Genomic DNA, 22,074 nt, shown 5'->3' with positions numbered 1-22,074 from the left:
GTTCGCAATGGAGGCTGCCTCAGCCATGTCGATGGATCGCCTGTTTGACAAGATCAAACAACTCCCCACCATTCCCCAGCTACTGCATGAATTGATGCAGAGCTTCAATGATGAAAATGCCCGCATCGACGAGATTGCGGCCAAAATCGCCATGGATCAGGTGATCAGCGTCAAGGTGCTGCGGATGGCCAACTCGGCTGCCCTGCGCCGGGGCAACGAAGTGACCTCCATCGAACAGGCGGTGATCCGGCTTGGCTTCAACCGGTTGCGCTCGGTGGTGGTTGCCTCCGGCATCATCGGCAGCTTCAAAGCCCCTCCCAGCTTCAACAAGAACAAGTTCTGGACCGAGACCTTTCAGGTCGCCACCATTGCCAAGACCCTGGCGCAAGAGACCAAGGCACTGGATCCCGAGACGGCCTTTACCTGCGCTCTGATCCACAACATCGGCGAGCTGCTAATCCAGAGCACCCTGCCGGAAGAGGCAGAACTGATCAATATGTCGATCCAGAACGGCAGTAGCCGGGTGGAGGCCCAGCGGGAGATGCTCGGCTACGACTATTCCCAGCTTGGCGCCGAACTGGCGCGACGCTGGAACCTCTCCGAGGCCTTTGTTGATGCCATTTCCCAGCAGCTTGACCCGCTCTCCCACGATCCGGTCAGCAAGGAGGCGGTGCTGATCCGCCTCGCCGTGTTTATCTCCTTCGCCTGGAATGCCGGGGTGCCTGCCCAGGCCATCATTGCCCGCTTCCCCAAACCGCTCGCCGACCAGTTGGGACTGGATCCCAAGTCACTGGCAGGCCAGCTCGAAACGCTTCACGAACAGGGTAATGCCCTCGCCGATCTTCTGACTCAATAAGCATCATGACCCATCCGTTTCTGTTTCATCCCCAGGTGGCGCCCTGGTTCAAAGAGAGCGCCGACGCACTGCAACTCACCCTCTTTAGCGAACTGGACGCCCCGATCCGCCAGGTGTGGCTACGCCATGAGCCGGACAACGAGGAGTACCTGATCCCGATGACAGCGGTCTCGACCCGCGACCGGCTGCAGGTGTGGCAGGTCGAGCTGCCACTGGCCAAGGGGCAGGATACCCACCTCTACAGCTTCAAGTGCCTCACCGACGAAGGGCAGTGGTGGTTGCACGGCGCCGGCGTCAGCCCCGCCATGCCGCCACGGGAGCAGCATTTTCGCTTCAACAGCCTGCACCAGCCACCGGCCTGGGTGCAGGATCAGGTGTTCTACCAAATCTTCCCCGACCGCTTCTGCAATGGCGACCCGTCGCTGAGCGTCAAGCATCACGAATATGAGTACCGCGGCAAGGCGGTGGTCAGCAAAGGGTGGGGGGAGCCGGTCAGCCGCCACGAAGAGGGGCACGGCGCCTGCGAATTCTATGGTGGCGATCTGGCTGGCATTGATGCCAAGCTGCACTATCTGCAATCCCTCGGGGTGACGGCGCTCTACCTCAACCCCATCTTCGATTCGCCGAGCAACCACAAGTACGACACTCAGGACTACTTCAAGGTCGATACTCACCTCGGCAGCAACGAGCAGTTCGCCGAGCTGACCCGCAACCTGCATCAGCGCGGCATGAAGATCATTCTCGATGCGGTGGTCAACCACACCTCGACCGAGCATCCCTGGTTCTGCCCGCCGCTAGGGGCCAACAGCAACCCGGATTCCCCGTGGCGCAGCTTCTACACCTTTGACAGCGAAGGGGATTACGTCAGCTGGAAGGGTATTCGCAGCCTGCCCAAACTCGACTTTGCCAGCGAACAGGTGCAGGACGCCATCTATCGAGCTGATGACGCCATTCTGCGCTACTGGATGCGGCCGCCCTACCATATCGACGGCTGGCGCTTTGACGTCATCCACATGCTGGGGGAGCGCGGCACCGCCGAGGGCAACCGCAGCCATGTGCGCGCCATTCGCGGTGCGGTGAAGCAGGAGAACCCGGACGCCTACGTGCTCGGCGAACATTTCTTCGAGGCGAGCCAGTGGCTGCAAGGGGATCAGGAGGACGGTGCCATGAACTACTATGGCTTCGCCCACCCGATCCGCGCCTTCCTGGCAGGGCAGGATATCGCCTACCACCCTATCAAGATCAGCGCCGAAGAGCTGGACCGCTGGCTTAAGCTGGCGCGGGCTCACATCCCGTTCAAGAACCAGCTGGCCCAGTTCAACCTGCTGGACAGCCACGACACCGCCCGCTTCCTCCACCTGCTGGGAGAAGACAAACAGCGGATGCGGCTGGCGGCGACGCTGTTGCTCACCTATATCGGTACACCCTCCATCTACTACGGCGACGAAGTGGGGCTCTCCGGCGGCAACGACCCGGACTGCCGCCGCTGCTTCCCGTGGAATACCACAGACTGGGATCATGTGCTGCACGATTACTACCGCCGCCTGATCCAGATCCGCCGCCAGCGCCCCTCCCTGCGCCGTGGCGATATCCAGACCCTCTATGCCGGGCCCCACAGCTATGTGTTTGCCCGCACCCTGCAAAGCGATCAGGTGGTGGTTGCCTGCAACCGTCACCCCAGCGAGCCACGCACCATCAGCCTGCCCCTGTGGCAAACCGCCAGCCCGGCCAGCCGCTTCACCGACGCCTTCAACGGCGACAAGTTCGAAGTGGTGCAGGGCGAGGTGCAGCTCACCATCCCGGCCAACTCGGCCAGGGTGTTGATCTCCAGCTGAGTGGGTGACTGACGCGCTGAAAAACAAAACCGGAGCCCAAGGCTCCGGTTTTTTATTCCGCTCAATCCACGATGGCCTCTGGCCCCTTGCCTGCCGCAATCAGTAGTTGATGCTGACGTAGGGCACTTCCGGCACCTGCCAGCGCTGCTTGAGGTAGACGGTGAGCACGAAGAAGAAGTTGGCCAGCAGGTTGGCGAAGCGATAGAGAATGGGATCGAAGGCCACCTCGCTCTCTTCCAGCCTAACCAGCAGCCGCACCACCTTCTTGCTGCCGCAGCGGCACAGATGGAGGGTGGGAATGGGCTGGGGCCCCTGTGGCAGCACGAAACCGGTGACGCTCCCCCGACTTGCCTCGTTGTAATGGTCGTAACGAGCCTTGAGCCACTCAAGGTCTGCGTCGAAGATCCCCAACTTACCGCGCACCGAGCCGTTGAGGTTGTAGATAAGCCGCTGCAACACCGCGAGATCCGCCAGCATGGGCTCGGTGTCAGCATCCGGTGCAAGGTGTGACAGCACAGCCCCGACCTGACAGCAGAGTTCGTCGGTGGCGATTTCAAAATCACATTTGAGCGAGGTTTCGAAGATAAAGGGGTAGCAAAGCTCGCGCTTGTCTCTTGGCTTCTTGGGGTTCATGGGGCAACCGGATTGGAGAAAAGGCCAGTTTGCCAGCCCCAGGAAGGGCTGGCAAACGGCAGGTCATTACTTGCGTTACGCGCTGTGGCTCAGGCGTTCTTACTGGCGGGCTCTGTTGATGGCTGGAACTGGCTGATCATCCGCAGCGCCTCCAGCATCCGCTGGTTGAAGCTGGTGAAGCGATCGACCTGCAGCGGGTCCTCTTCCCCTCTCGCAGCCAGCACGGCCGGGGTCAGCGCCTGTTGCTGGGATGCTGGCAGCAGGGTATCCGCCTGTTTCTGCACCTGATCCAGCTTGGGCAGGTAGTCGGCAAACGGCTTGATCAGATCCTGCAGGGAGTGCGCCCCCTGATAGGTCTGGCTCAGCTTGACGCTCTGCTTGAGCTTGAGGGAATAAGAAGCCAGCTGGCTGTCATCCAGTTTCAGCTCGCTCGCCTTATCCAGCAGATCCTCGAAGTTGCCGGAGAAGAAATTCCCCGCCAGCTCGTCGATCCCCTTGACCAGCTTGCCGATGGACTCCATCTCATCGCTGCTGAGATCCCCCTCCAGCGAGAAGCTGAAGCTTTGGCTCGACTTGAGGCTGAACTGGCTGCCACTCTCACTGCTCTGGGACTTGCTCTGCCAGCTGTCGTTGAAGCGCAGCACCACCTTGTCCCCATCCTTGGTCTGGATCTCCAGATAGCCCTGCTGGCGGCTGGCCATCTCGGCCGCCCCCATGTCGGTGGGGGAGACCTTGCCGAAGAACTCCTTCTCGAACTCGTCGAGCCCCTTCTGGATCAGCTTGTAGCTCTGATCGATACCAGTCTTGATATCCTCATTGTCGGTTGCCCAGTCGCCGAGCTGCTTGCGGGCATCACCGAACCCCTTGTCCACCCCTTTGCGCGCCTGCTCCATCATGCCGGTCAGATCCTCATCGGATTTGCCATCGGCTCGCGCAGCGCCAAGTCGGCCAGTGACAAACTGCAGCACGTTGTCCGCCACCGACTGGAAGTCGAACAGGGTCTCCGGCGTGATCACCTCCGGCTCCTGTACCTTGGGCGCTTTATAACCCTGGCCATTGATCTCCAGCGAGAACTGCAGCGCCTGCTGGATAAGCACCTGCGCCCATTTTGGCGGCTTGTGTAAAGAGACCTCCTCCTCGCTCTTGACCTGTTTCGACTCCGCCTGTTGCGGCGATTTGGGAGAGACACCCACTCCCTTGGGTTGGGCTGCGCCCATGCCTTCGATCTGCATAATGTGTCCTCCCACCATGCTTGTAGATCTACTATCGGCCTGACTGAACACTTCTTGACCACAAAATACTGGACAATCTACTGCGGCCTTTTAAAATCCACACCCTTTGGGTGGCCTGTTGCCTTCCCCCGATTTCGATCCGGCCTGGCCGGTGTGCACGTGAGGTATATCATGACCCAATCCCAACGGGCTGACGCAGATTCTGTGGCGCCAAGAACCCCTGCCGACTATCAGGCCCAGCTCGACGAAAAGAGCGCTCGCCTCACCGATCTGTTTGCCGGATTCACCCTCCCGGCGCTGGAGGTTCATGCCTCACCGGCAGAGTACTACCGGATGCGGGCCGAATTTCGCATCTGGCATGAGGGGGATGATCTCTTCCACTGCATGTATGCCCCGGCAACCAAAGAGATTATTCGGGTTGAGCACTTCCCGACCGCCAGCCGCCTGATCAATCAGCTGATGCCGGTACTGCTGGAGGGGCTGCGCCCCCATCCGGTGCTGCGCCGCAAGCTGTTCCAGATCGACTACCTGTCGACCCAATCCGGCCAGCTCATCGTCAGCCTGCTCTATCACCGCAAGCTGGAGGCCGAGTGGCAGCAGGTCGCCGACACCCTGCAAGCCGACCTGCGCGCCCAAGGGTTTGATCTGCGGCTGATTGGCCGGGCTCACAAACAGAAAATCGCTCTGGGCGATGACTTTGTCATCGAGCAGCTCAACGTGGCGGGTCGCCAGCTCACCTACAAGCAGGTGGAGAACAGCTTCACCCAGCCCAACGCCGTCATCAATGAGCAGATGCTGGCCTGGGCGCTGGCTGTGACCAAGGGGAGCGAAGGGGACCTGCTGGAGCTCTATTGCGGCAACGGCAACTTCTCCATCGCGCTGGCGCAGAACTTCCGCAAAGTATTGGCCACCGAGATCGCCAAGCCGAGCGTCGACTCCGCCCAGTTCAACATCGCCGCCAATGGCATCGACAACCTGATTATCCTGCGCATGTCAGCCGAGGAGTTCACCATGGCGATGCGTGGCGAGCGGGAGTTCAACCGCCTCAAGGGGGTCGATCTCCAAAGCTACCAGTGCAACACCATCTTCGTTGACCCGCCCCGCGCCGGTCTCGACGATGCCACCGTCAAGCTGGTGCAGGAGTACGACAATATCCTCTACATCTCCTGCAACCCCGAGACCCTGCAGGCCAACATGGCGGTATTGGGTGAAACCCACGAGATCGCCCGTTTCGCCCTGTTCGATCAGTTCCCCTGGACCCACCACATGGAAGCCGGAGTCTATCTGCGCCGCAAAGCCGGTTGATTCAAGCTGACGGAAAACAAAAACAGGGCCGCATGGCCCTGTTTTGCTATCTGGTCGCTCGCCGCCAAAAAGGGGCGCCCGCTTTGTTGTTATCTGGATGGTGCAGCTTGCAACACCCGTTGCCGAATGATCTGGGTAACCCCTTGTTCATCATTACCGGGCGCGATAAAACGAGCTAATTTTTTAATTTCAGGGTGGGCATTGGCCATGGCATAACTGTGATAGGTCTCTTTTAGCATTTCGACATCATTAAAAAAATCACCAAAGCTCATGCTCTGCTCGTAGTTGAAATCAAAAACAGTTTGCAGCTTTTTAATGGCCGCCCCTTTCGAGGCATCTTTGTGCATAAAATCGAGCCAAATTTCGCCGCTCACCACCACCTGATGGCTCTCGCCAAAATGCGGGAATACCACCGGGTAAACATGCTGTTCGGCGCCATTGAAATTAAGCACGGCGACCTTGATAAATTCATCGTCAATTGCCAATAAATCATCCACTTGCACCAGCGAGTGATAATAGTTGTTTATTTCATCAAGGGCAGTCTGACAGGTTGTTTCGGTATAGGCGGTATGCTTGCCACACAACACCAGATGAGAGCCCGTGATTTGACGCACTGCGGTAATCATCTGATAGGCATCTTGCTGGTCAATCAGGCTGCTATGCAACTCGTTACCCTGATAGACCACATAAGTACCATTTTCAGCAATAAATACCATCTGGTCTTTGATTGGTGAAAAAATATCCAGCAAGCTGTGATATTGCCGACCCGAAGCCGCCGCAAACAGTACCCCCTGCTGTTGCAGCAGGGCGAATACTTCAAAAAAATCCACTGGCAACGCTTTCTGGCTATTTAATAAGGTGCCATCCATATCGACGGCAATAAATTTAATCTGCGTACTCACAAGCGCTCCTGTCGTCATTATTCATAAAAACATCGCAATAAAAATCAACGCCACCACATCCATGACGGCGCCCCTAAATGGCGGCCTCAAGTCTACTGCTGTTAGCTGCCAATGCAGGAGGGGGCAAATCTTGAGTGACCACCGAACCAGTGGCAACCGGCGTAATAGTCACCATCGAGGTGGGTGAAGATAAACTCGGCGGGTATTCTTGTCACTTGAGTCGCGATTTTTATCAATAACGGCGGGGGGCTGGTGAAGTCTTGCGGGGCGTGCCATTGAGACGATTGGTGGGGAAAATGGGTGGCTCACCCTGACGGTGAGCCACGGCCATTATTTCTTCTTGGCGTACTTCATGGAGTCCAGCGCCACCGCCAGAATGATGATGCCGCCCTTGATGATGAACTGCCAGTAAGGGCTAACCCCGATATAGGTCAAACCGTAGTTGATCAGGGTGAAGATAAGCACGCCGGTGATCACACCCGCGACCGTCCCTACCCCGCCGGCAAACGACACGCCACCCACCACGCAGGCCGCGATGGCATCAAGCTCATACATAAAGCCGAGGTTGTTGGTGGCGCTGCCGACCCGCCCCGCTTCCAGCATGCCGCCGAAGGCGTAGAAGACCCCTGCCAGCGCGTAGATCATCACCAGATTGACTGCCACGTTGACGCCGGAGACCTTGGCCGCCTCGGGGTTGCCACCGATGGCGAAGATGTTTTTGCCAAAGCGGGTCTTGTTCCACAGCACCCAGACAAAGACGCTGGCGATGGCCGCATAGAAGGTCAAGTACGAGAGCTTGAATCCTCCTATCCGGATAAACCCTTGGGCAAAGCTGGAGAAGCGGGGGTCAAACCCGGCCACCGGCGAAGCCCCTACCGAGTCAAAGTAGAGGGAGTTGATGCCGTAGACGATGATCATGGTGCCCAGGGTGGTAATGAACGGGGTGACGTTCAGGTAAGCCACGATGAGGCCGTTGACCAGACCGATCAGCGCCCCTACCGCACACACCAGCAGGATCACCACCGGAATGGGCACCTCCCCCAGAGTGGGGAACACCTTGTTGACGTTGGTCAGCGCCTGCAGCATGGTCGCCGCGATGAGCGCCGCCAGACCGACCTGACGACCGGCCGAGAGATCCGTCCCCTGAGTGATGATGATGCCCGCCACCCCCAGCGCTATGATGACCCGCACCGAGGACTGGGTCAGGATGTTGCTGAAGTTGGTGAGGCTCAGGAAGGAGGGCTCCTGGATCACGATGACCATGAGCAGCACCAGCAGCACCAGATAGATGGCGTTTTCCTTGAGCGCCTGCATCAGATTGAAATTTTTAGCCGACTCCATAAATGTCTTCCTGTCTCTAGAGGTACAGAGATGCCAGGCGCAGTATCTCGCTCTGGTCAGTTTCTTTGGTATTGACGATCCCGGCGACCCGGCCATTGCTCATCACCATGATACGGTCAGTGATCCCCAGCAATTCCGGCATCTCTGACGAGATGATGATGATCCCCTTCTCCTTCTTCGCCAGCTCCAGGATCAGCTGATAGATCTCGAACTTGGCCCCCACGTCGATGCCGCGGGTGGGCTCGTCGAGCATCAGGATCTCCGGCTGGGTCAGCAGCCAGCGACCGATGATCACCTTCTGCTGGTTGCCCCCGGAGAGAGAACCGATCTGGGTCTGCTGGGTCGGCGTCTTGACCCGCATGGAGTCGATCACCCACTGGGTATCGCTCTTCATCTTGGTGTCACTGAGCAGCCCCATGGAGCCTTTGTAGCTGTCCATGTTGGCGATCAGGGAGTTGAAGGCGATATCGAGCCGGGAGTAGATACCGGTGGAGCGGCGCTCTTCCGTCACCAGCGCAAAGCCGTTGTGAATCGCTTCGTGGGCGTTGTGGTTGGCCACCTCTTTGCCGTGCAGCTTGATGCTGCCCTGACTGCGATCACGAATACCGAACAGGGTCTCGACGATGTCGGTGCGCTTGGCCCCCACCAGTCCGGCGATGCCGAGGATTTCCCCCTTGTGCAGATTGAAGGTCACATCCTTGATGGAGGGCTGGTTCTTCGCCGTCAGGTGTTCGATCTCGAGGATCACCTCTTGCGGCTGGTTGGTTTTTTCCGGGAAGCGCTGGGTCAGTTCACGGCCGACCATCATGCCGATGATCTGATCCATGGTCATGCCCTTGAGCGGCCGGGTTGCCACCCACTGGCCATCCCGCAATATGGTGATCTCGTCACAGAGCTGGAAGATCTCCTCCATCTTGTGAGAGATGTAGACGATGCCGCACCCCTTATCCTTCAACTTGTTGATGATCTTGAAGAGGTGGTTCACCTCTTTCTCGGTCAGGGAGGAGGTGGGCTCGTCCATGATGACGATCTTGGCATCGTAGGAGAACGCCTTGGCGATCTCGATCATCTGCATCTGGGAGACCGACAGGGTCGCGACCTTCACCTTGGGGTCGATGTCGATGTCGAGCTCGTCGAAGATGCGCTTGGTGTCGTCATACATCTTGCCGTGGTCGATAAACCACCCCTTGGTGGGGTAGCGGCCGAGCCACATGTTGTCCATCACGGTACGCTGCAACACCAGGTTGAGCTCCTGATGCACCATGGAGACGCCATTTTCCAGCGCCTGCTTGGAGGAGCTGAAGTTGATCTCCTGTCCCTTGAAGAAGATCTTGCCCTCATCCTTCTCGTAAATGCCGAACAGGCACTTGAGCAGGGTGGATTTTCCCGCACCATTCTCGCCCATCAACGCATGCACAGAATGAGGACGGACCCGTAAATTGACATTATCGAGTGCCTTGACGCCGGGAAAGCTCTTACTGACGTCAATCATCTCCAACAGCCATTCTGATTGTTGCTGTGTTGTCATATCAGCCATCACATCTGGTTGAAAAAAGGGCAAGGGGATCGCCCTTGCCCTGGAGGGGGGAATTACTCGAATTGGGACAGGTTGTCTTTATCCACACCAACGTAGGCAACGCGCACCACCTTGTTGTCGATCTTCCAGTTGGTGCCTTCACCGGCCGCTTTGCCTTCAGCCAGGTTCTTGGTCAGCTCGAAGGTGGCTTTGGCCTGGTTGGCCGCGTCATTCAGCACGGTCCCCGCCATGGCGCCGCTCTTGACCATGGCCAGCGCTTCCGGCAGCGCATCGACGCCGAACACAGGAATGGCGCTCTTGCCCTGGGCTTTCAGTGACTCGACTGCGCCCATTGCCATACCGTCGTTGTTGGCGATGACCACTTCGATCTTGTTGGCGTTGGGGCCTGAGATCCAGGCATCCATCTTGTCTTTGGCCATGGCGGTATCCCACATACCGGTATCCATGTGCAGTTGCTCCGTCTTGAAGCCGCCATCATTCAGGGTCTTGATGACATAGGAGGTACGGGCTTCTGCATCCGGGTGGCCCGGCTCGCCCTTGAGCAGCACGAACTGGATCACGCCATCCTTGTTCAGATCCCACTCCGGATGGGCTTTCCAGTGCTTGGCAATCAGCTGACCCTGGATGATCCCTGACTCCTTGGAGTCGGTGCCCACGTAGTAGGCCTTGTCATAGCTGGCCAGATCGGTAGCACTCGGCTCCTTGTTGTAGAACACCACCGGGATATCTTCACCGCGGGCTTTCTCGATCACCACAGGGGCCGCAGCCGGGTCAACCAGGTTGATGGCCAGCGCCTTCACCCCTTTGGCCAGTAGCACGTCGATCTGGTCGTTCTGCTTGGACTGGTCGTTCTGGGAGTCGTTCATCAGCAGCTCAACCCCGGGGTTGGCCGCCGCTTCCTTCTCGATCGCCTTGCGCACGACCGCCATGAAGTTGTCATCGTATTTGTAGACAGTTACCCCGATGCGGGTGTCAGCCTGAGCATTGGCACCAGCCATCATGCCCATCAGCAGGGCGGCAACTGTGGTCAGTTTTTTCATTATGTGTGCTCCGATGTGTCTATCTGTGTTGTAGGGTGGCGAGCAATTGAACAATCGCCCATCAATGTAATCAGTTTGTTGTCATTTCTTCTGTGATCGTGACGACAAAATGAAAACGATTACACTCTGTTACACTGCGTCTTTTTATTTATTTTTCAAATGCATACAAACAAAAACAAGAGTTGAGACTCAATCAACCCCTTTTCATAATGGGCCAGTCGTTACCGGCCTGTTGTCAAAACGGTTCAACGAAAGGTGCAAAACCAGCGGTAACAACGTTCAAGCAACTGATACTCAGGCCGCACGCTCTGACTCCAGGAGTCATCTCCGCCCACCCCCATGTGGGCGCCATCGAGGCAGACCCACAACCCCTCTTCAGCCACCAGATCGCTCTGGTGACGGGCGGCCGCCAGCTGCTGTTGGCTGAAGCGGCTGGCACTGAAATGAAACGCCCCGCTCACCGTCATGCTGCCCAATTGCAGCTGGCGGGTATCGCAGCGCAAGCCGTTGTCGCTCGGGAAAACATAAGGAGTGTGCATGGCCTCCAGCGGCAGGCTCCAGCGACCGAAATCGGCGCCAAGCAGGCGATCCGGATAGTTCTCGTGCGGGCCGCGCCCCAGCCATTCGGCCCGCGCCGGCACCTCGGCCAGATGGATCAGCAGACCGATCCGCGGCAGCGAGGGCAACGCCTGCGCCAGCTCGGTCTCGATCTCCAGATTCATGGCGCCGTCGTCGGCAAAGCGGTGATGCCAGTGACTCACCAGCAGCAGTTCATCGTGGTGGAAGTAGCCGTGGCTGACCCGGATATCCCCTCCGGCGGCCGTGATCCCCAAACAGCGGTGCTGCCACTGCTCGAGGCCGCAACCCTGCCAGCGGGCAAGCCAGGAGTTGGGGTCGGCGTGATCCGCTTCGCTGGTGCCGATATCGTTGTCCAGCGGCGCACGGTAGAAGTGATCCATGATCGGTGCCAGCAACTGCTCCTGCCCCGACTTTTGCCAACTGGTGATGCGGCCACTCTGCTTGTCGAGCCACCACTGACTGTTTGCCACGCTGACTAGCCAGCACTCCGGTTGCTCGGTCAGGGTGGCGGCAGCGGCGGGAGCTGGCAGGGAAAGAGGGGTCGGCAGGGTGAACTGCTGACGGGCGACCTTGTGATCCGCCTGCGACCAGAGGGTGGCCTGTGGCTGAGCGATGGCCAGATCGAGCCAGGCCAGTGAGCCTGCCGCAAAGGCGGGCAGCGTCTCGCTCAGGGTCAACTCGAGCCCCCCTTGCGGCATCAGCGTGAGGGAGAGCTCCCCCTGCTGCTGCACATGGCCGTTCTCGCACAGCTGCCAGCAAAGCCGCTCGTTATCGGTTTCCCGGAACAGGTATTCGCTCTCGATCCGCACTCGCAGCGGGGTGTGGCCGAGCAGAGTGAAGCGGAACGGCTGCTGGGCGCGCTTTGCCTCAAACAGCGCGGGATGGGGGGTGCGATCCGGGAACAACAGGCCGTTGCAGCAAAACTGGCGATCGTTTTGCAGATCGCCAAAGTCGCCGCCATAGCCCCAGTAGTGGCGGCCATCGCTTGTGTATTTGTCGAGCCCCTGATCGACCCAATCCCAGACAAACCCGCCTTGCAGGCGTGGATGATCGCGAAACGCCTGCCAGTAGTGGGCGTAGCCCCCGAGGCTGTTGCCCATGGCGTGGGCATATTCGCAGAGGATCAGCGGCCGGCTCTCGCCGGGCAGGCCGATCCACTTGGCCAGCGCCCACTTGGGCACCGCCGGGAAGGGTTGATCCTGATGGGTTCTGGCATACATGGGGCAGATGATGTCGGTGGCCGGGGTATCGGCTCCGCCCCCCTCGTACTGCACCGGACGGCTCGGGTCGCTGCGCTTGATCCAGCCATACATGGCATCGTGAGCTGGGCCGTAACCCGACTCGTTGCCCAGCGACCAGATGATGATGGAGGGGTGGTTGAAATCCCGCGCCACCATGCGGGTGGCCCGCTCCAGAAAGGCATTGCTCCAGGCGGGATCCCGCGCCAGCCGCCCCATCGGGGTCATGCCGTGGGTCTCCAGATTCGCCTCATCCACCACATAGAGGCCGAGCCGATCGCAGAGGCGATAAAAATCGGGGTGGTTGGGATAGTGGGAACAGCGCACCGCATTGAAGTTGTGCCGCTTCATCAGCAGCAGATCCCGCTCCATGGTAGCGCGATCAATGGCATAGCCCCTGGCGGGGTGGTGTTCATGGCGGTTGGCACCGCGAATGAGCAGCGGCTGACCGTTGACCCGCAGCAGGCCGCCACGGATCTCCACCGCCCGAAAGCCCACATCGCACGCCTCGCTCTCGATAGCGTGGCCCTGCTCATCCAACAAGGTCAGGGTCAGGCGATAGAGATGGGGTGTCTCGGCGCTCCACTTCCGCGGCGCAGCCACGTCGAGCCACAGCTCGGCACGATCGTCGTAAGCCCCTTTTTCATCAATGGCTTGGGTACCGATCGGCTGGCGCAGGGTCGCAACCCGCTCGCTGCCGTCATAGAGATTGGCCTCCACAGACAGACCGGCCCCATTGGCCACTTGCAGTGCAATCTTGAGACGGCCATCCCGATAGCAGGCATCCAGCTCAGGCGTCACCCGGATATCCATCAGATGGCGGGTCGGTTTGTGCAGCAGGCTGACGGAGCGGAAGATCCCCGACAGCCACCACATATCCTGATCTTCCAGATAGGAGCCATCGGACCAGCGCAGCACCAGCACTGCCAGCCGGTTGCGACCGACGTGCAGGCAAGGGGTCAAATCGAACTCGGCGGGCAGACGGCTGTCTTGGGAGTAACCGACCCAGCGACCGTTGCAGAAGAGATAGAAGGCACTGCTCACCCCATCGAAAATGATCCGGCTCTGGCCACTGGCCAGCCAGTCGGCAGGCAGCTCAAACTCGCGGGAGTAGCAACCGGTGGGGTTCTCTGTCGGTACCCGAGGCGGATCGCAGGGAAAGGGGTATTTGATATTGGTGTAGATGGGGCCATCGGTGAGCGGCCGCGCAGCCGGATAGGCGGCATCCAGCTGCCAGTTACCCGGCACGGTAATGGGGCTGGCATCCGCCAGATCCTGCTCCAGCCAGCTATCGGGCACCCGCTCGGGGGCAGCAAAGAAGGAGAAGCGCCACTCCCCATCGAGCAAGAGACGGGAGGAAGAAGCCAGATCATCTCTGGCGTCCGCTGCGCTGCGCCAGCTGAACATGGGGGTATGGGCAGCCAGCCGGTTTACCGACGTAATCGCTTGGGTCTGCCAATCCTGACGCGCCACTATCTCCCTCAACATTCACTCTCTCCCCGCAGATTAGAAAACGTATGCAGTCTAGAGAAGTATGGCGCAGGGAACGGCGATCTCGCTCACACGGATGTAAACGATTACACTCATTTTGTTAAGTAAAACGGAGTAAAAATGATTAAAAACCAGTAAAACAATAAACAGGCAGGAAATGGCCCCGAACAGGGCCACAACAGGGGGCTATCCGGCCCGAGCCGGTGCCACCGAGTGACGATTGATCAGGGTCGGGGTATAGATCCGGCTCTGGGTCGCCTCGCTCTCCCCTGCCGCCAGCTGAATAGCCAGCTTGGCCGCCTGGGCCGCCATCAATTCGATGGGGTAACGCATGGTTGAGAGCTTGGGTCGCAGGTATCTGGCATAGATGATGTCATCGAAGCCCACTACCGAGACCTCTTCCGGCACCCGCAGACCATTATCTGCCAACACCGAGATAACACCGGCTGCCATGGCATCGTTATAGGCCACCACGGCGGTCACCTTGAGCCCCTTGGCCAGCAGGTTGAGCATGGCGCGCTCGCCCCCCTCCTCGTTGGGCGTGCCGCTCTCGATAAGCTCCGCATCGGCAGCCAGGCCCGCCGCCATCAGCCCGTCCTGATAGCCTTGCAGGCGCAAGGTGGCATCCTCGATGGCGTGATCCGAGCTGATAAAGGCGATATGGCGGTGGCCCAAGTCAATCAGATGACGGGTCGCCGTGGCCGCCCCCAGCCGGTTATTGAGGGAGATACAGCGCCCCTTGAGGGCCGGAATATCGCGGTTAATCAGCACCATACCCGGCACCCGATTGGCGTAGTCGCAAAGTACCTCGTCACTGAGGGCCTTGCTGTGCACCACCAGCGCCTCGCAGCGCTTGCCGATCAATAGCTCGATCGCTTCGCGCTCCTGACGTGCCTTGTGAAAACCGTTACCCATCAGCAGGTGAAGGTTCTGCTCTACCGCAACCGCAGAGACCCCCTTCACCAGTGCACCAAAGAAGGGATCCGCCACGTCTCCGACCACCACTCCCATGGTGTCGCAAGTCTGGCTCACCAGTGCCCGCGCGTTGGCGTTGGGGGTGTAGCCCAGCTCGGCCATGGCTTTCTGTACCACCTCGCGAGACGCGGCGCTGGCCTTGGGTGAGTTGTTCATCACCCGTGAAACCGTTGCCACTGACACATTGGCCAAACGGGCGACATCCTTGATGGTACTCATGCTGTTTTCACTCATTTCACAGTGCAATAGAGCTGCATTATAACTAGCAAACCCTTTAAAAACAGTGATGAAGAACATATGTGCAGCCATGGCCATTTCGAAACGAGTGTAATCGTTTACACGATTTTGCAAGCAAGTTCACAGTTTGGTCGCTCCCCCCTCGCTAGACTCCTTTCAGACACTTTTCAGTGGAGAGCAAAATGAACGTTCTGGTCACCGGCGGCTGCGGATATATCGGCAGCCACACCTGTCTGGCCCTGCAAGCGGCAGGCATGAACCCCGTGGTGGTCGATAACCTCGGCAACAGCAAGCGCAGTGTACTGACGCGGATCGCCGCCATCAGCGGTCAGGAGCCCGCATTCTATCAGGGGGATATTCGCGATCCCGCCCTGCTGGATCGGATCTTCGCCGAGCAGCAGATCGACGCAGTGATCCACTTTGCCGCCCTGAAAGCGGTCGGCGAGTCGACCCGCATTCCACTGGATTACTACGAGAATAACCTCGGCGGCACCCTCACCCTGCTGCAGGCGATGAAACGGGCCGGGGTGCACAATCTGGTGTTCAGCTCCTCGGCCACCGTCTATGGCGATCCCGCCAGCCTGCCAATCCGCGAGGATTTCCCCCGCAGCGCCACCAACCCCTACGGACGATCCAAGCTGATCATCGAGGAGATCCTCGAAGATCTGCAGCTGGCCGAGCCCCACTGGAGCATGACCCTGCTGCGTTACTTCAATCCGGTCGGCGCCCATGAATCGGGCACCATGGGGGAAGACCCGCAGGGCATCCCCAACAACCTGATGCCTTATATCACTCAGGTGGCCATTGGCCGTCGCGACTGCCTCTCGGTCTTTGGAAACGATTACCCCACCCCGGACGGCACCGGTGTGCGCGACTACATCCACGTAATGGATCTCGCCGAAGGTCACGTCAAGGCACTGCAACACTGCGCCAACAAGGGTGGCGTGCACACCTACAACCTGGGCACAGGTCAGGGCCAGAGCGTGTTGCAGCTGGTCGCCGCCTTCTCCAATGCCTGCGGCAAGCCGCTGCCGTTTCGCATCGAACCGCGCCGCCCGGGCGACATCGCCGCCTGCTGGGCCGATCCGGCCAAGGCAGAGCGCGAGCTGGGCTGGCAGGCGACCCGAGATATCGACGCCATGTGCGCCGACAGCTGGCGCTGGCAATCGGCCAACCCGAATGGTTACGAGGAGTAGGCACTCCTGCTCCCCGTTAATAAACGACTATTTTTTCAATATCTTATTCAGGAGAGATGATGTTCAACCCCGTCGATCATCCCCATCGCCGCTTCAACCCGCTGACCGGTCAGTATGTGCTGGTCTCCCCCCACCGGGCCAAACGCCCCTGGCAGGGACAGGTGGAGAAGGTGAGTCAGGCCCCCAAACAGGCCCACGATCCCGACTGCTTCCTCTGCGCCGGCAACACCCGGGTCACCGGTGACATCAACCCCGACTACAAGGGCACCTTCGTTTTTACCAACGACTTCGCCGCCCTGATGCAGGATACCCCAGCCGCCGACAACGCAGGGGACCCCCTGCTGAAGCTGGAAGCCGCCCGCGGCACCAGCCGGGTCATCTGCTTCTCGCCAAATCACGGCAAGACCCTGCCCGAGCTGCCGCTGCCCGCCATCGAAGGGGTGATCACCACCTGGATCGATCAGGTCACCGAGCTGTCGGCCCAGTGGCAGTGGGTGCAGGTATTTGAAAACAAAGGGGCCGTCATGGGCTGCTCCAACCCGCACCCCCACGGCCAGATCTGGGGCAGCGACTTCCTGCCCAACGAGATCGCCCGTGAAGAGCAGCACCAGCGCGACTGGCTGGTCGAGCATGGCCGCCCCATGCTGCTCGACTATGTGGAGCGGGAGCTGGCGGATCGCTCGCGCATCGTGGTGGAGACCGAACACTGGCTCGCGGTAGTGCCCTTCTGGGCCGCCTGGCCCTTTGAAACTCTGTTGCTGCCCAAGGCGCACGTCCCCTCCATGCTCAACCTGACCAAGGCCCAGCAACAGGATCTGGCAGTGGCGCTCAAGGAGCTCACCAGCCGCTACGACAACCTGTTCGAGTGCAGCTTCCCCTACTCCATGGGCTGGCACTTTGCGCCGCCCAAATCGGATTGCCCCGAGGCGTGGCAGTTGCATGCCCACTTCTATCCGCCCCTGCTACGCTCCGCCACCGTGCGCAAATTTATGGTGGGCTTCGAGATGCTGGCCGAAACCCAGCGCGACCTGACTCCGGAGCAGGCCGCCGAGCGGCTGCGCGCGCTGAGCCCCATTCACTACAACCAGACCCATCAAGCCAATGAGGAGGCCCTATGACCCCCAGCCAACGCGTCAGCACCGTTTTTGCCGAGCAATTTGCCAAAGCGCCCGATCTGCTGGTGCGCGCCCCCGGCCGCGTCAACCTCATCGGTGAACATACCGACTACAACGACGGCTTCGTGCTGCCCTGCGCCATCGACTACGAGACCTGCGTCGCCATCGGTCTGCGAGATGACCGGCAAGTACAGGTGATCGCCGCCGACTACGACAACCAGCGCGACCAGTTCGACCTCGACCAGCCCATCGAGCACCACCCCAGCCAGCGCTGGAGCGACTACATCCGCGGCGTGGTGAAATATCTGCAGGAGCGCGGTTATGCCCTGCGCGGCCTCGATCTGGTGGTTTCCGGCAACGTGCCGCAGGGGGCTGGGCTCTCCTCCTCCGCCTCACTGGAAGTGGCCATCGGTCAGGCCTTCAAGGAGGCGCTGGGGCTCGATATCAGCCAGGCGGAGATCGCCCTCAACGGTCAGCAGGCGGAGAACAAGTTCGTCGGCTGCAACTGCGGCATCATGGATCAGATGATCTCCGCCAGCGGCAAAACGGATCATGCCCTGCTGCTCGACTGCCGCTCGCTGGAGACCCGCCTCATCCCCATGCCAGCGGATCTGGCGGTGCTGATCGTCAACTCCAACGTGCGCCGTGGTCTGGTGGACAGCGAATACAACACCCGTCGCCAGCAGTGCGAAACCGCCGCCCGTCACTACGAGGTCAAGGCACTGCGCGACCTCGATCTGGCCGGTCTGGAAGCGGGCAAAGCCGGGCTGGATGAGGCCTGCTACCGCCGCGCCCGCCATGTTGTCGGCGAAAACGCCCGCACCCTGGCGGCGGCCGATGCGCTGGCGAGCCACGATCTGACCCGCCTCGGCGAGCTGATGGCCGAGTCGCACGCCGCCATGCGCGACGACTTCGAGATCACAGTGCCCGCCATCGACGGTCTGGTGGAGATCATCAAGGCCAACATCGGCACCGATGGCGGCGTACGGATGACCGGCGGCGGCTTCGGCGGCTGCGTGGTCGCCCTGCTGCGCCCGGAGAAAGTGGCCGAGGTGATCGCTGCCGTCGAGGCACACTATCCGGCCATCTCAGGCCGCAAGGCCGACTGCTACGTCTGCCGCGCCAGCGCGGGGGCGGGAACACTATGAGCCCATTTATGATGCAGGCCGACGGCTACGTCTGCCGGATCGGCAACACCGGTGCAGGCAAGTTATGAGCAGCGCCATGACCCCATTCGAGCTGGAAAATGAGGAGGGGCTGCGCCTGCGCGGCCTCGATTTTGGCGCCACCCTCACCTCCCTCACTCTGCCGGTAGCTGGTCAGCGCCGTGAGGTGCTACTGGGTTGTGCCGACGACGCCTATCCCACCCAGCAGGTGTGGCTGGGGGCGGTGGCTGGCCGCTTTGCCAACCGCATTGGCGGCGCCGAGCTGGTGCGCGATGGCGAGCGCTGGCCGCTGGATGCCAATCAGGCACCCAACTGCCTGCATGGCGGGCAGGCAGGCTTTCATCGCCAACGCTGGCAGATCAAGGAGCTGGAGGCGGATCGGGTCAAGCTGATGTTGCTCTCCCGAGCGGGGGATCAGGGCTTTCCCGGCAATCTGCGGGTGACCCTGGAGTACCGGCTGGAGCAGAGCGATCTGGTGGTCGATTTTATGGCCAGCACGGATGCCACAACTCCGGTCAGCCTCACCAGCCACGCTTACTTCAATCTCGATGGGCAAGCCGATGGCGGCGATGTGCGTGACCACCTCATCAGCATCAATGCCGACCATTTCCTGCCCAGCGACCCGAGCGGTTTGCCGATCGCCATCACTCCGGTGGAGGGGCCATTCGATCTGCGCCGCGAGCGCCTTGTCGGGCAGGATTGGTTGAGCCATTCCCAGCAGCAACAGGCCAAGGGGTACGATCACGCGTTTCTACTCAACGGCCCGACATCAGCATGGGCCGCTCGGGTAGTCTCGGGCGACAAGCAGCTGGCGATGGAGGTCTACACCAACCAGCCCTCGCTGCAGTTCTATACCGGCAACTGGCTGACCAATACCCCGAACCGCAGCGGCCAATCGCACCGGGATCACGACGGCTTCTGTCTTGAGGCGCAACTGCTGCCGGACAGCCCCAATCGACCCGAGCTGGGCAACCCCTGGCTGCTGCCGGGCGGGCGTTATCACCACCAGACCCGCTACCGTTTTATCCGCGACTGACTTAAAGGTTTCACGATTTTTACATAGCCTCATCAGTCACAATCGAGCAAGATAAGCCGCCCCGAATTCTCTGTCGGGGCTTTTTTTGCATCAACGTAGCAAGGATTCTGTTCGATGACTGACACTTATAGCCTGCTGGTCGCCTTTATTCTGGGCGTCGTCGAGGGGCTGACCGAGTTTCTCCCCGTCTCCTCCACCGGCCACATGATTATCGTCGGCCATCTGCTGGGCTTTGAAGGCCCCAAGGCTGCCACCTTCGAAGTGGTGATCCAGCTTGGCTCCATTCTCGCCGTGGTCGCTGTCTTCTGGCGCCGCCTGTTCGGCCTGATTGGCATCCACTTTGGCCAGAAGCCGTCCCAGGATCACGCCACCCTGTCGCTGGTGCATATCATCCTCGGCATGCTGCCCGCCATCGTCATCGGCCTCGCCGTACACAGCTGGATCAAAGCCAACCTGTTTGGCCCGGAGACAGTGATGTACGCGCTGGTGGCCGGCGGCATCCTGCTGATCATCGCCGAGAAGTGCCGCCCTGCCGTCACCGCCGAAACCCTGGATGACATCAGCTACAAACAGGCATTCGGTATCGGCCTGTTCCAGTGTCTGGCCCTGTGGCCCGGTTTCTCCCGCTCCGGCGCCACCATCAGTGGTGGCATGCTGATGGGGATCAGCCGTCACGCAGCCGCCGAGTTCTCCTTCCTCATGGCGGTGCCCATGATGGTGGCGGCCAGCGGGCTGGATCTCTACAAGAGCCGCGACTTTCTCTCGATGGCCGACTTCCCGATGTTTGCAGTGGGCTTTATCACTGCCTTCGTGGTGGCGATGTTTGCGATCAAGACCTTCCTGGCCTTGATCCGCCGGATCGACTTTATCCCGTTCGCCATCTACCGCTTTATCGTGGCGTTCGCCGTCTATCTGGTGTTTGTCGCCTGACCGGCAGCCAGCAATGGAATGAAAAAAGGGACCAATTTGGTCCCTTTTTCTATGGCTTCATTGTGATCAGTAGAGGTGCTGGCTGATACCGTTAAGCAGCCGCGACAACCCCTTGGTGAACTGCACCGGCGCATCCTGCACCGTATAGCAGAGGCAGCCGTCCGGCGTGTGCGGACTGTGGGAGTGGCTGGCATCGCGCCAGATGAAATCTCCCGCCTTGTAACGGGTATCCCCATCCTCGATAGTGCCCGCCAGCAGCAGGGTCAGCTCATAACCCTGATGGGTGTGCTCGGGGATGCGACCACCGGCCTCGATATGGAGCAGGCTGGCGCGGGCACCCATCTCGTCCAGCGGCAGGCTCTGCTGACGAATGGCCCCGATATGGCGCCACTTGGGCGAACGGTAGCGGGCCAGCACCCGGGGCAAACGGTAGGCGTGACCGGCCACCTCCAGTTCGGTGGGCTGGGCAAAGGGCAGCTCGATAACGGGTGCGGCAACCGGTTCGGGCTGCGCCAGAATACCCGCCAGCATGGCGTCTAATCCGGCGTCCAGCGCCACTTCATCGCGGGAGGCCAGCTCGGGCTCTGCTGGCGAGGCAAGATATTGCTGCGCCAACTCCTCTTCAAATGTCTTCAATCGGGCTGCGCAATCCGGGCAGAGTTCACAGTGGGCGGAGAGCCCCACCGCCAGCGGCAGAGGAAGCTCGTCGGCGGCAAAGGCGCGCAGCATAGGGTCGGTCGGATGGGCTTTAATCATGGCCTTGCTCCACTTGCTCTTTCAGTTTCTGTAACGCCAGTCTGAGGCGCGACTTGATGGTACCGAGCGGCACGCCGAGTCGCTCCGCCAGCTCCTGCTGGGAGAACTCCTGCAGATAGATGCCGCGCACCACCTGCTGTTGCGGCTCCGGCAAGGTGCCCAGATAGTGGGCCATCTGGCGGGTCAGTACCGCATCCTCACCGCCGCTCAGGTGTTCCTCTTCGGCCTGAAACTCCAGCACCGGCCACAGCTCCTCGGCACAGAGATCCTCCTTGCTGGCGCGACGACGGCGCAGCATGTCGAAGCACTGGTTGCGCATCACGGTGTAGATCCAGGTGGTCGGCGCCCCCTTCTCGGGGTGGTAGAGGCGCGCCTTCTGCCACACCAGCAGCAGGGTCTCTTGTACCAGCTCCATGGCGTTGGCCTCGCTGCCGAGATGGCGCAAGCCGTAGCTGCGAATGCGCGGCGCGAAGTGCTGGAACAGGTGGGCAAAGGCCGCCTTGTCGGCGTGCTCTGCCACCCGGATCAACAGGGCTTTCAGGTCGCCATTAGGGTTATCCATCACGGGTGATGTCCTGCGTATGGTCGAGTGTGGTTGGCCAGTATATGCCATTGCGCCATCCCTTTGATGTGCTGTCGAGCGTGCTGTGGTGATGACTATTACGACCTTGCAG

Annotated in this window: 18 protein-coding genes; 8 read left to right on the top strand and 10 right to left on the bottom strand. The window is 60.2% G+C overall.

Annotated features, from left to right (window positions below):
* The first annotated feature begins 7 nt into the window (after positions 1 to 7).
* Positions 8 to 856: an HDOD domain-containing protein gene (locus BN4575_RS10560; RefSeq protein WP_042018348.1), complete on the top strand. Its 849-nt coding sequence runs from the start codon at positions 8 to 10 to the stop codon at positions 854 to 856.
* 5 nt (positions 857 to 861) lie between these two features.
* Positions 862 to 2,691: a maltodextrin glucosidase gene (gene malZ / locus BN4575_RS10555; protein ID WP_068978158.1), complete on the top strand. Its 1,830-nt coding sequence runs from the start codon at positions 862 to 864 to the stop codon at positions 2,689 to 2,691.
* A 99-nt stretch (positions 2,692 to 2,790) separates the two neighbouring features.
* Here the strand turns inward: malZ and BN4575_RS10550 are convergent, their stop codons facing one another.
* Positions 2,791 to 3,324, bottom strand: coding sequence for an ATP--cob(I)alamin adenosyltransferase (locus BN4575_RS10550; RefSeq protein WP_042018352.1), 534 nt, complete (start codon positions 3,322 to 3,324; stop codon positions 2,791 to 2,793).
* 89 nt (positions 3,325 to 3,413) lie between these two features.
* Positions 3,414 to 4,556 (bottom strand): DUF5610 domain-containing protein, encoded by a 1,143-nt coding sequence (locus tag BN4575_RS10545; RefSeq protein ID WP_068978157.1) that lies wholly within the window; start codon positions 4,554 to 4,556, stop codon positions 3,414 to 3,416.
* A 171-nt stretch (positions 4,557 to 4,727) separates the two neighbouring features.
* Here BN4575_RS10545 and trmA point away from each other — a divergent pair, with 171 nt between their 5' ends.
* The gene (gene trmA / locus BN4575_RS10540; RefSeq protein WP_068978156.1) at positions 4,728 to 5,861 is read left to right on the top strand and encodes a tRNA (uridine(54)-C5)-methyltransferase TrmA; all 1,134 of its coding nucleotides are present in this window, start codon (positions 4,728 to 4,730) and stop codon (positions 5,859 to 5,861) included.
* Positions 5,862 to 5,950: 89 nt separating this feature from the next.
* On the opposite strand, the gene BN4575_RS10535 is transcribed toward trmA, so the two are convergent.
* From BN4575_RS10535 to BN4575_RS10510, 6 genes are all read right to left on the bottom strand, one after another.
* A complete protein-coding gene (locus BN4575_RS10535; RefSeq protein WP_218060769.1) occupies positions 5,951 to 6,763 on the bottom strand; it encodes a Cof-type HAD-IIB family hydrolase in 813 nt (270 codons plus the stop codon).
* A 330-nt stretch (positions 6,764 to 7,093) separates the two neighbouring features.
* Positions 7,094 to 8,104 (bottom strand): galactose/methyl galactoside ABC transporter permease MglC, encoded by a 1,011-nt coding sequence (gene mglC, locus BN4575_RS10530; RefSeq protein ID WP_042012355.1) that lies wholly within the window; start codon positions 8,102 to 8,104, stop codon positions 7,094 to 7,096.
* Between the two features lie 16 nt (positions 8,105 to 8,120).
* Positions 8,121 to 9,641 carry a galactose/methyl galactoside ABC transporter ATP-binding protein MglA gene (gene mglA, locus BN4575_RS10525; RefSeq protein ID WP_068978214.1) on the bottom strand — a complete coding sequence of 507 codons (1,521 nt, stop codon included), beginning with the start codon at positions 9,639 to 9,641 and terminating at the stop codon, positions 8,121 to 8,123.
* Between the two features lie 53 nt (positions 9,642 to 9,694).
* Positions 9,695 to 10,681, bottom strand: a complete 987-nt coding sequence (gene mglB, locus BN4575_RS10520) for a galactose/glucose ABC transporter substrate-binding protein MglB (RefSeq protein WP_042018362.1) — start codon at positions 10,679 to 10,681, stop codon at positions 9,695 to 9,697.
* Between the two features lie 245 nt (positions 10,682 to 10,926).
* Positions 10,927 to 13,986, bottom strand: coding sequence for a beta-galactosidase (locus BN4575_RS10515; protein ID WP_068978154.1), 3,060 nt, complete (start codon positions 13,984 to 13,986; stop codon positions 10,927 to 10,929).
* 189 nt (positions 13,987 to 14,175) lie between these two features.
* Complete coding sequence (locus tag BN4575_RS10510) at positions 14,176 to 15,183, bottom strand: substrate-binding domain-containing protein (RefSeq protein ID WP_068978153.1); 1,008 nt, start codon at positions 15,181 to 15,183, stop codon at positions 14,176 to 14,178.
* 200 nt (positions 15,184 to 15,383) lie between these two features.
* Here BN4575_RS10510 and galE point away from each other — a divergent pair, with 200 nt between their 5' ends.
* The 5 genes from galE (at position 15,384) to bacA (ending at position 20,644) form a co-directional block, all read left to right on the top strand.
* Complete coding sequence (gene galE, locus BN4575_RS10505) at positions 15,384 to 16,397, top strand: UDP-glucose 4-epimerase GalE (protein WP_068978152.1); 1,014 nt, start codon at positions 15,384 to 15,386, stop codon at positions 16,395 to 16,397.
* A 59-nt stretch (positions 16,398 to 16,456) separates the two neighbouring features.
* Complete coding sequence (locus BN4575_RS10500; RefSeq protein WP_068978151.1) at positions 16,457 to 17,515, top strand: UDP-glucose--hexose-1-phosphate uridylyltransferase; 1,059 nt, start codon at positions 16,457 to 16,459, stop codon at positions 17,513 to 17,515.
* A complete protein-coding gene (galK, locus tag BN4575_RS10495) occupies positions 17,512 to 18,660 on the top strand; it encodes a galactokinase (RefSeq protein WP_068978150.1) in 1,149 nt (382 codons plus the stop codon). Before BN4575_RS10500 ends, galK begins: the two co-directional genes overlap by 4 nt.
* A 64-nt stretch (positions 18,661 to 18,724) precedes the next feature.
* On the top strand, positions 18,725 to 19,714 hold the full coding sequence (galM, locus tag BN4575_RS10490; protein WP_068978149.1) for a galactose-1-epimerase: 990 nt from the start codon (positions 18,725 to 18,727) through the stop codon (positions 19,712 to 19,714).
* A 114-nt stretch (positions 19,715 to 19,828) separates the two neighbouring features.
* A complete protein-coding gene (bacA, locus tag BN4575_RS10485) occupies positions 19,829 to 20,644 on the top strand; it encodes an undecaprenyl-diphosphate phosphatase (RefSeq protein WP_068978148.1) in 816 nt (271 codons plus the stop codon).
* Between the two features lie 66 nt (positions 20,645 to 20,710).
* On the opposite strand, the gene BN4575_RS10480 is transcribed toward bacA, so the two are convergent.
* Together BN4575_RS10480 and BN4575_RS10475 are read right to left on the bottom strand one after the other, a co-directional pair.
* Positions 20,711 to 21,400: a ChrR family anti-sigma-E factor gene (locus tag BN4575_RS10480; protein WP_068978147.1), complete on the bottom strand. Its 690-nt coding sequence runs from the start codon at positions 21,398 to 21,400 to the stop codon at positions 20,711 to 20,713.
* A complete protein-coding gene (locus BN4575_RS10475) occupies positions 21,393 to 21,962 on the bottom strand; it encodes a sigma-70 family RNA polymerase sigma factor (RefSeq protein WP_068978146.1) in 570 nt (189 codons plus the stop codon). The genes BN4575_RS10480 and BN4575_RS10475 overlap by 8 nt, the downstream gene beginning before the upstream one ends.
* Between the last annotated feature and the right edge of the window lie 112 nt (positions 21,963 to 22,074).

The organism is Aeromonas sp. EERV15, assembly GCF_900079845.1.
GTDB lineage: Bacteria > Pseudomonadota > Gammaproteobacteria > Enterobacterales > Aeromonadaceae > Aeromonas > Aeromonas sobria.
Note: the sequence above shows the minus strand (reverse complement) of the source record. Positions and strands in the feature narration are given on the sequence as shown.

Coding starts and splice junctions, on each gene's coding strand:
- BN4575_RS10560 (WP_042018348.1), top strand. CDS start 8: ATGGAGGCTGCCTCAGCCATGTCGATGGATCGCCTGTTTGACAAGATC.
- malZ (WP_068978158.1), top strand. CDS start 862: ATGACCCATCCGTTTCTGTTTCATCCCCAGGTGGCGCCCTGGTTCAAA.
- BN4575_RS10550 (WP_042018352.1), bottom strand. CDS start 3,324: ATGAACCCCAAGAAGCCAAGAGACAAGCGCGAGCTTTGCTACCCCTTT.
- BN4575_RS10545 (WP_068978157.1), bottom strand. CDS start 4,556: ATGCAGATCGAAGGCATGGGCGCAGCCCAACCCAAGGGAGTGGGTGTC.
- trmA (WP_068978156.1), top strand. CDS start 4,728: ATGACCCAATCCCAACGGGCTGACGCAGATTCTGTGGCGCCAAGAACC.
- mglC (WP_042012355.1), bottom strand. CDS start 8,104: ATGGAGTCGGCTAAAAATTTCAATCTGATGCAGGCGCTCAAGGAAAAC.
- mglA (WP_068978214.1), bottom strand. CDS start 9,641: ATGGCTGATATGACAACACAGCAACAATCAGAATGGCTGTTGGAGATG.
- mglB (WP_042018362.1), bottom strand. CDS start 10,681: ATGAAAAAACTGACCACAGTTGCCGCCCTGCTGATGGGCATGATGGCT.
- BN4575_RS10515 (WP_068978154.1), bottom strand. CDS start 13,986: ATGTTGAGGGAGATAGTGGCGCGTCAGGATTGGCAGACCCAAGCGATT.
- BN4575_RS10510 (WP_068978153.1), bottom strand. CDS start 15,183: ATGAGTACCATCAAGGATGTCGCCCGTTTGGCCAATGTGTCAGTGGCA.
- galE (WP_068978152.1), top strand. CDS start 15,384: ATGAACGTTCTGGTCACCGGCGGCTGCGGATATATCGGCAGCCACACC.
- BN4575_RS10500 (WP_068978151.1), top strand. CDS start 16,457: ATGTTCAACCCCGTCGATCATCCCCATCGCCGCTTCAACCCGCTGACC.
- galK (WP_068978150.1), top strand. CDS start 17,512: ATGACCCCCAGCCAACGCGTCAGCACCGTTTTTGCCGAGCAATTTGCC.
- galM (WP_068978149.1), top strand. CDS start 18,725: ATGAGCAGCGCCATGACCCCATTCGAGCTGGAAAATGAGGAGGGGCTG.
- bacA (WP_068978148.1), top strand. CDS start 19,829: ATGACTGACACTTATAGCCTGCTGGTCGCCTTTATTCTGGGCGTCGTC.
- BN4575_RS10480 (WP_068978147.1), bottom strand. CDS start 21,400: ATGATTAAAGCCCATCCGACCGACCCTATGCTGCGCGCCTTTGCCGCC.
- BN4575_RS10475 (WP_068978146.1), bottom strand. CDS start 21,962: ATGGATAACCCTAATGGCGACCTGAAAGCCCTGTTGATCCGGGTGGCA.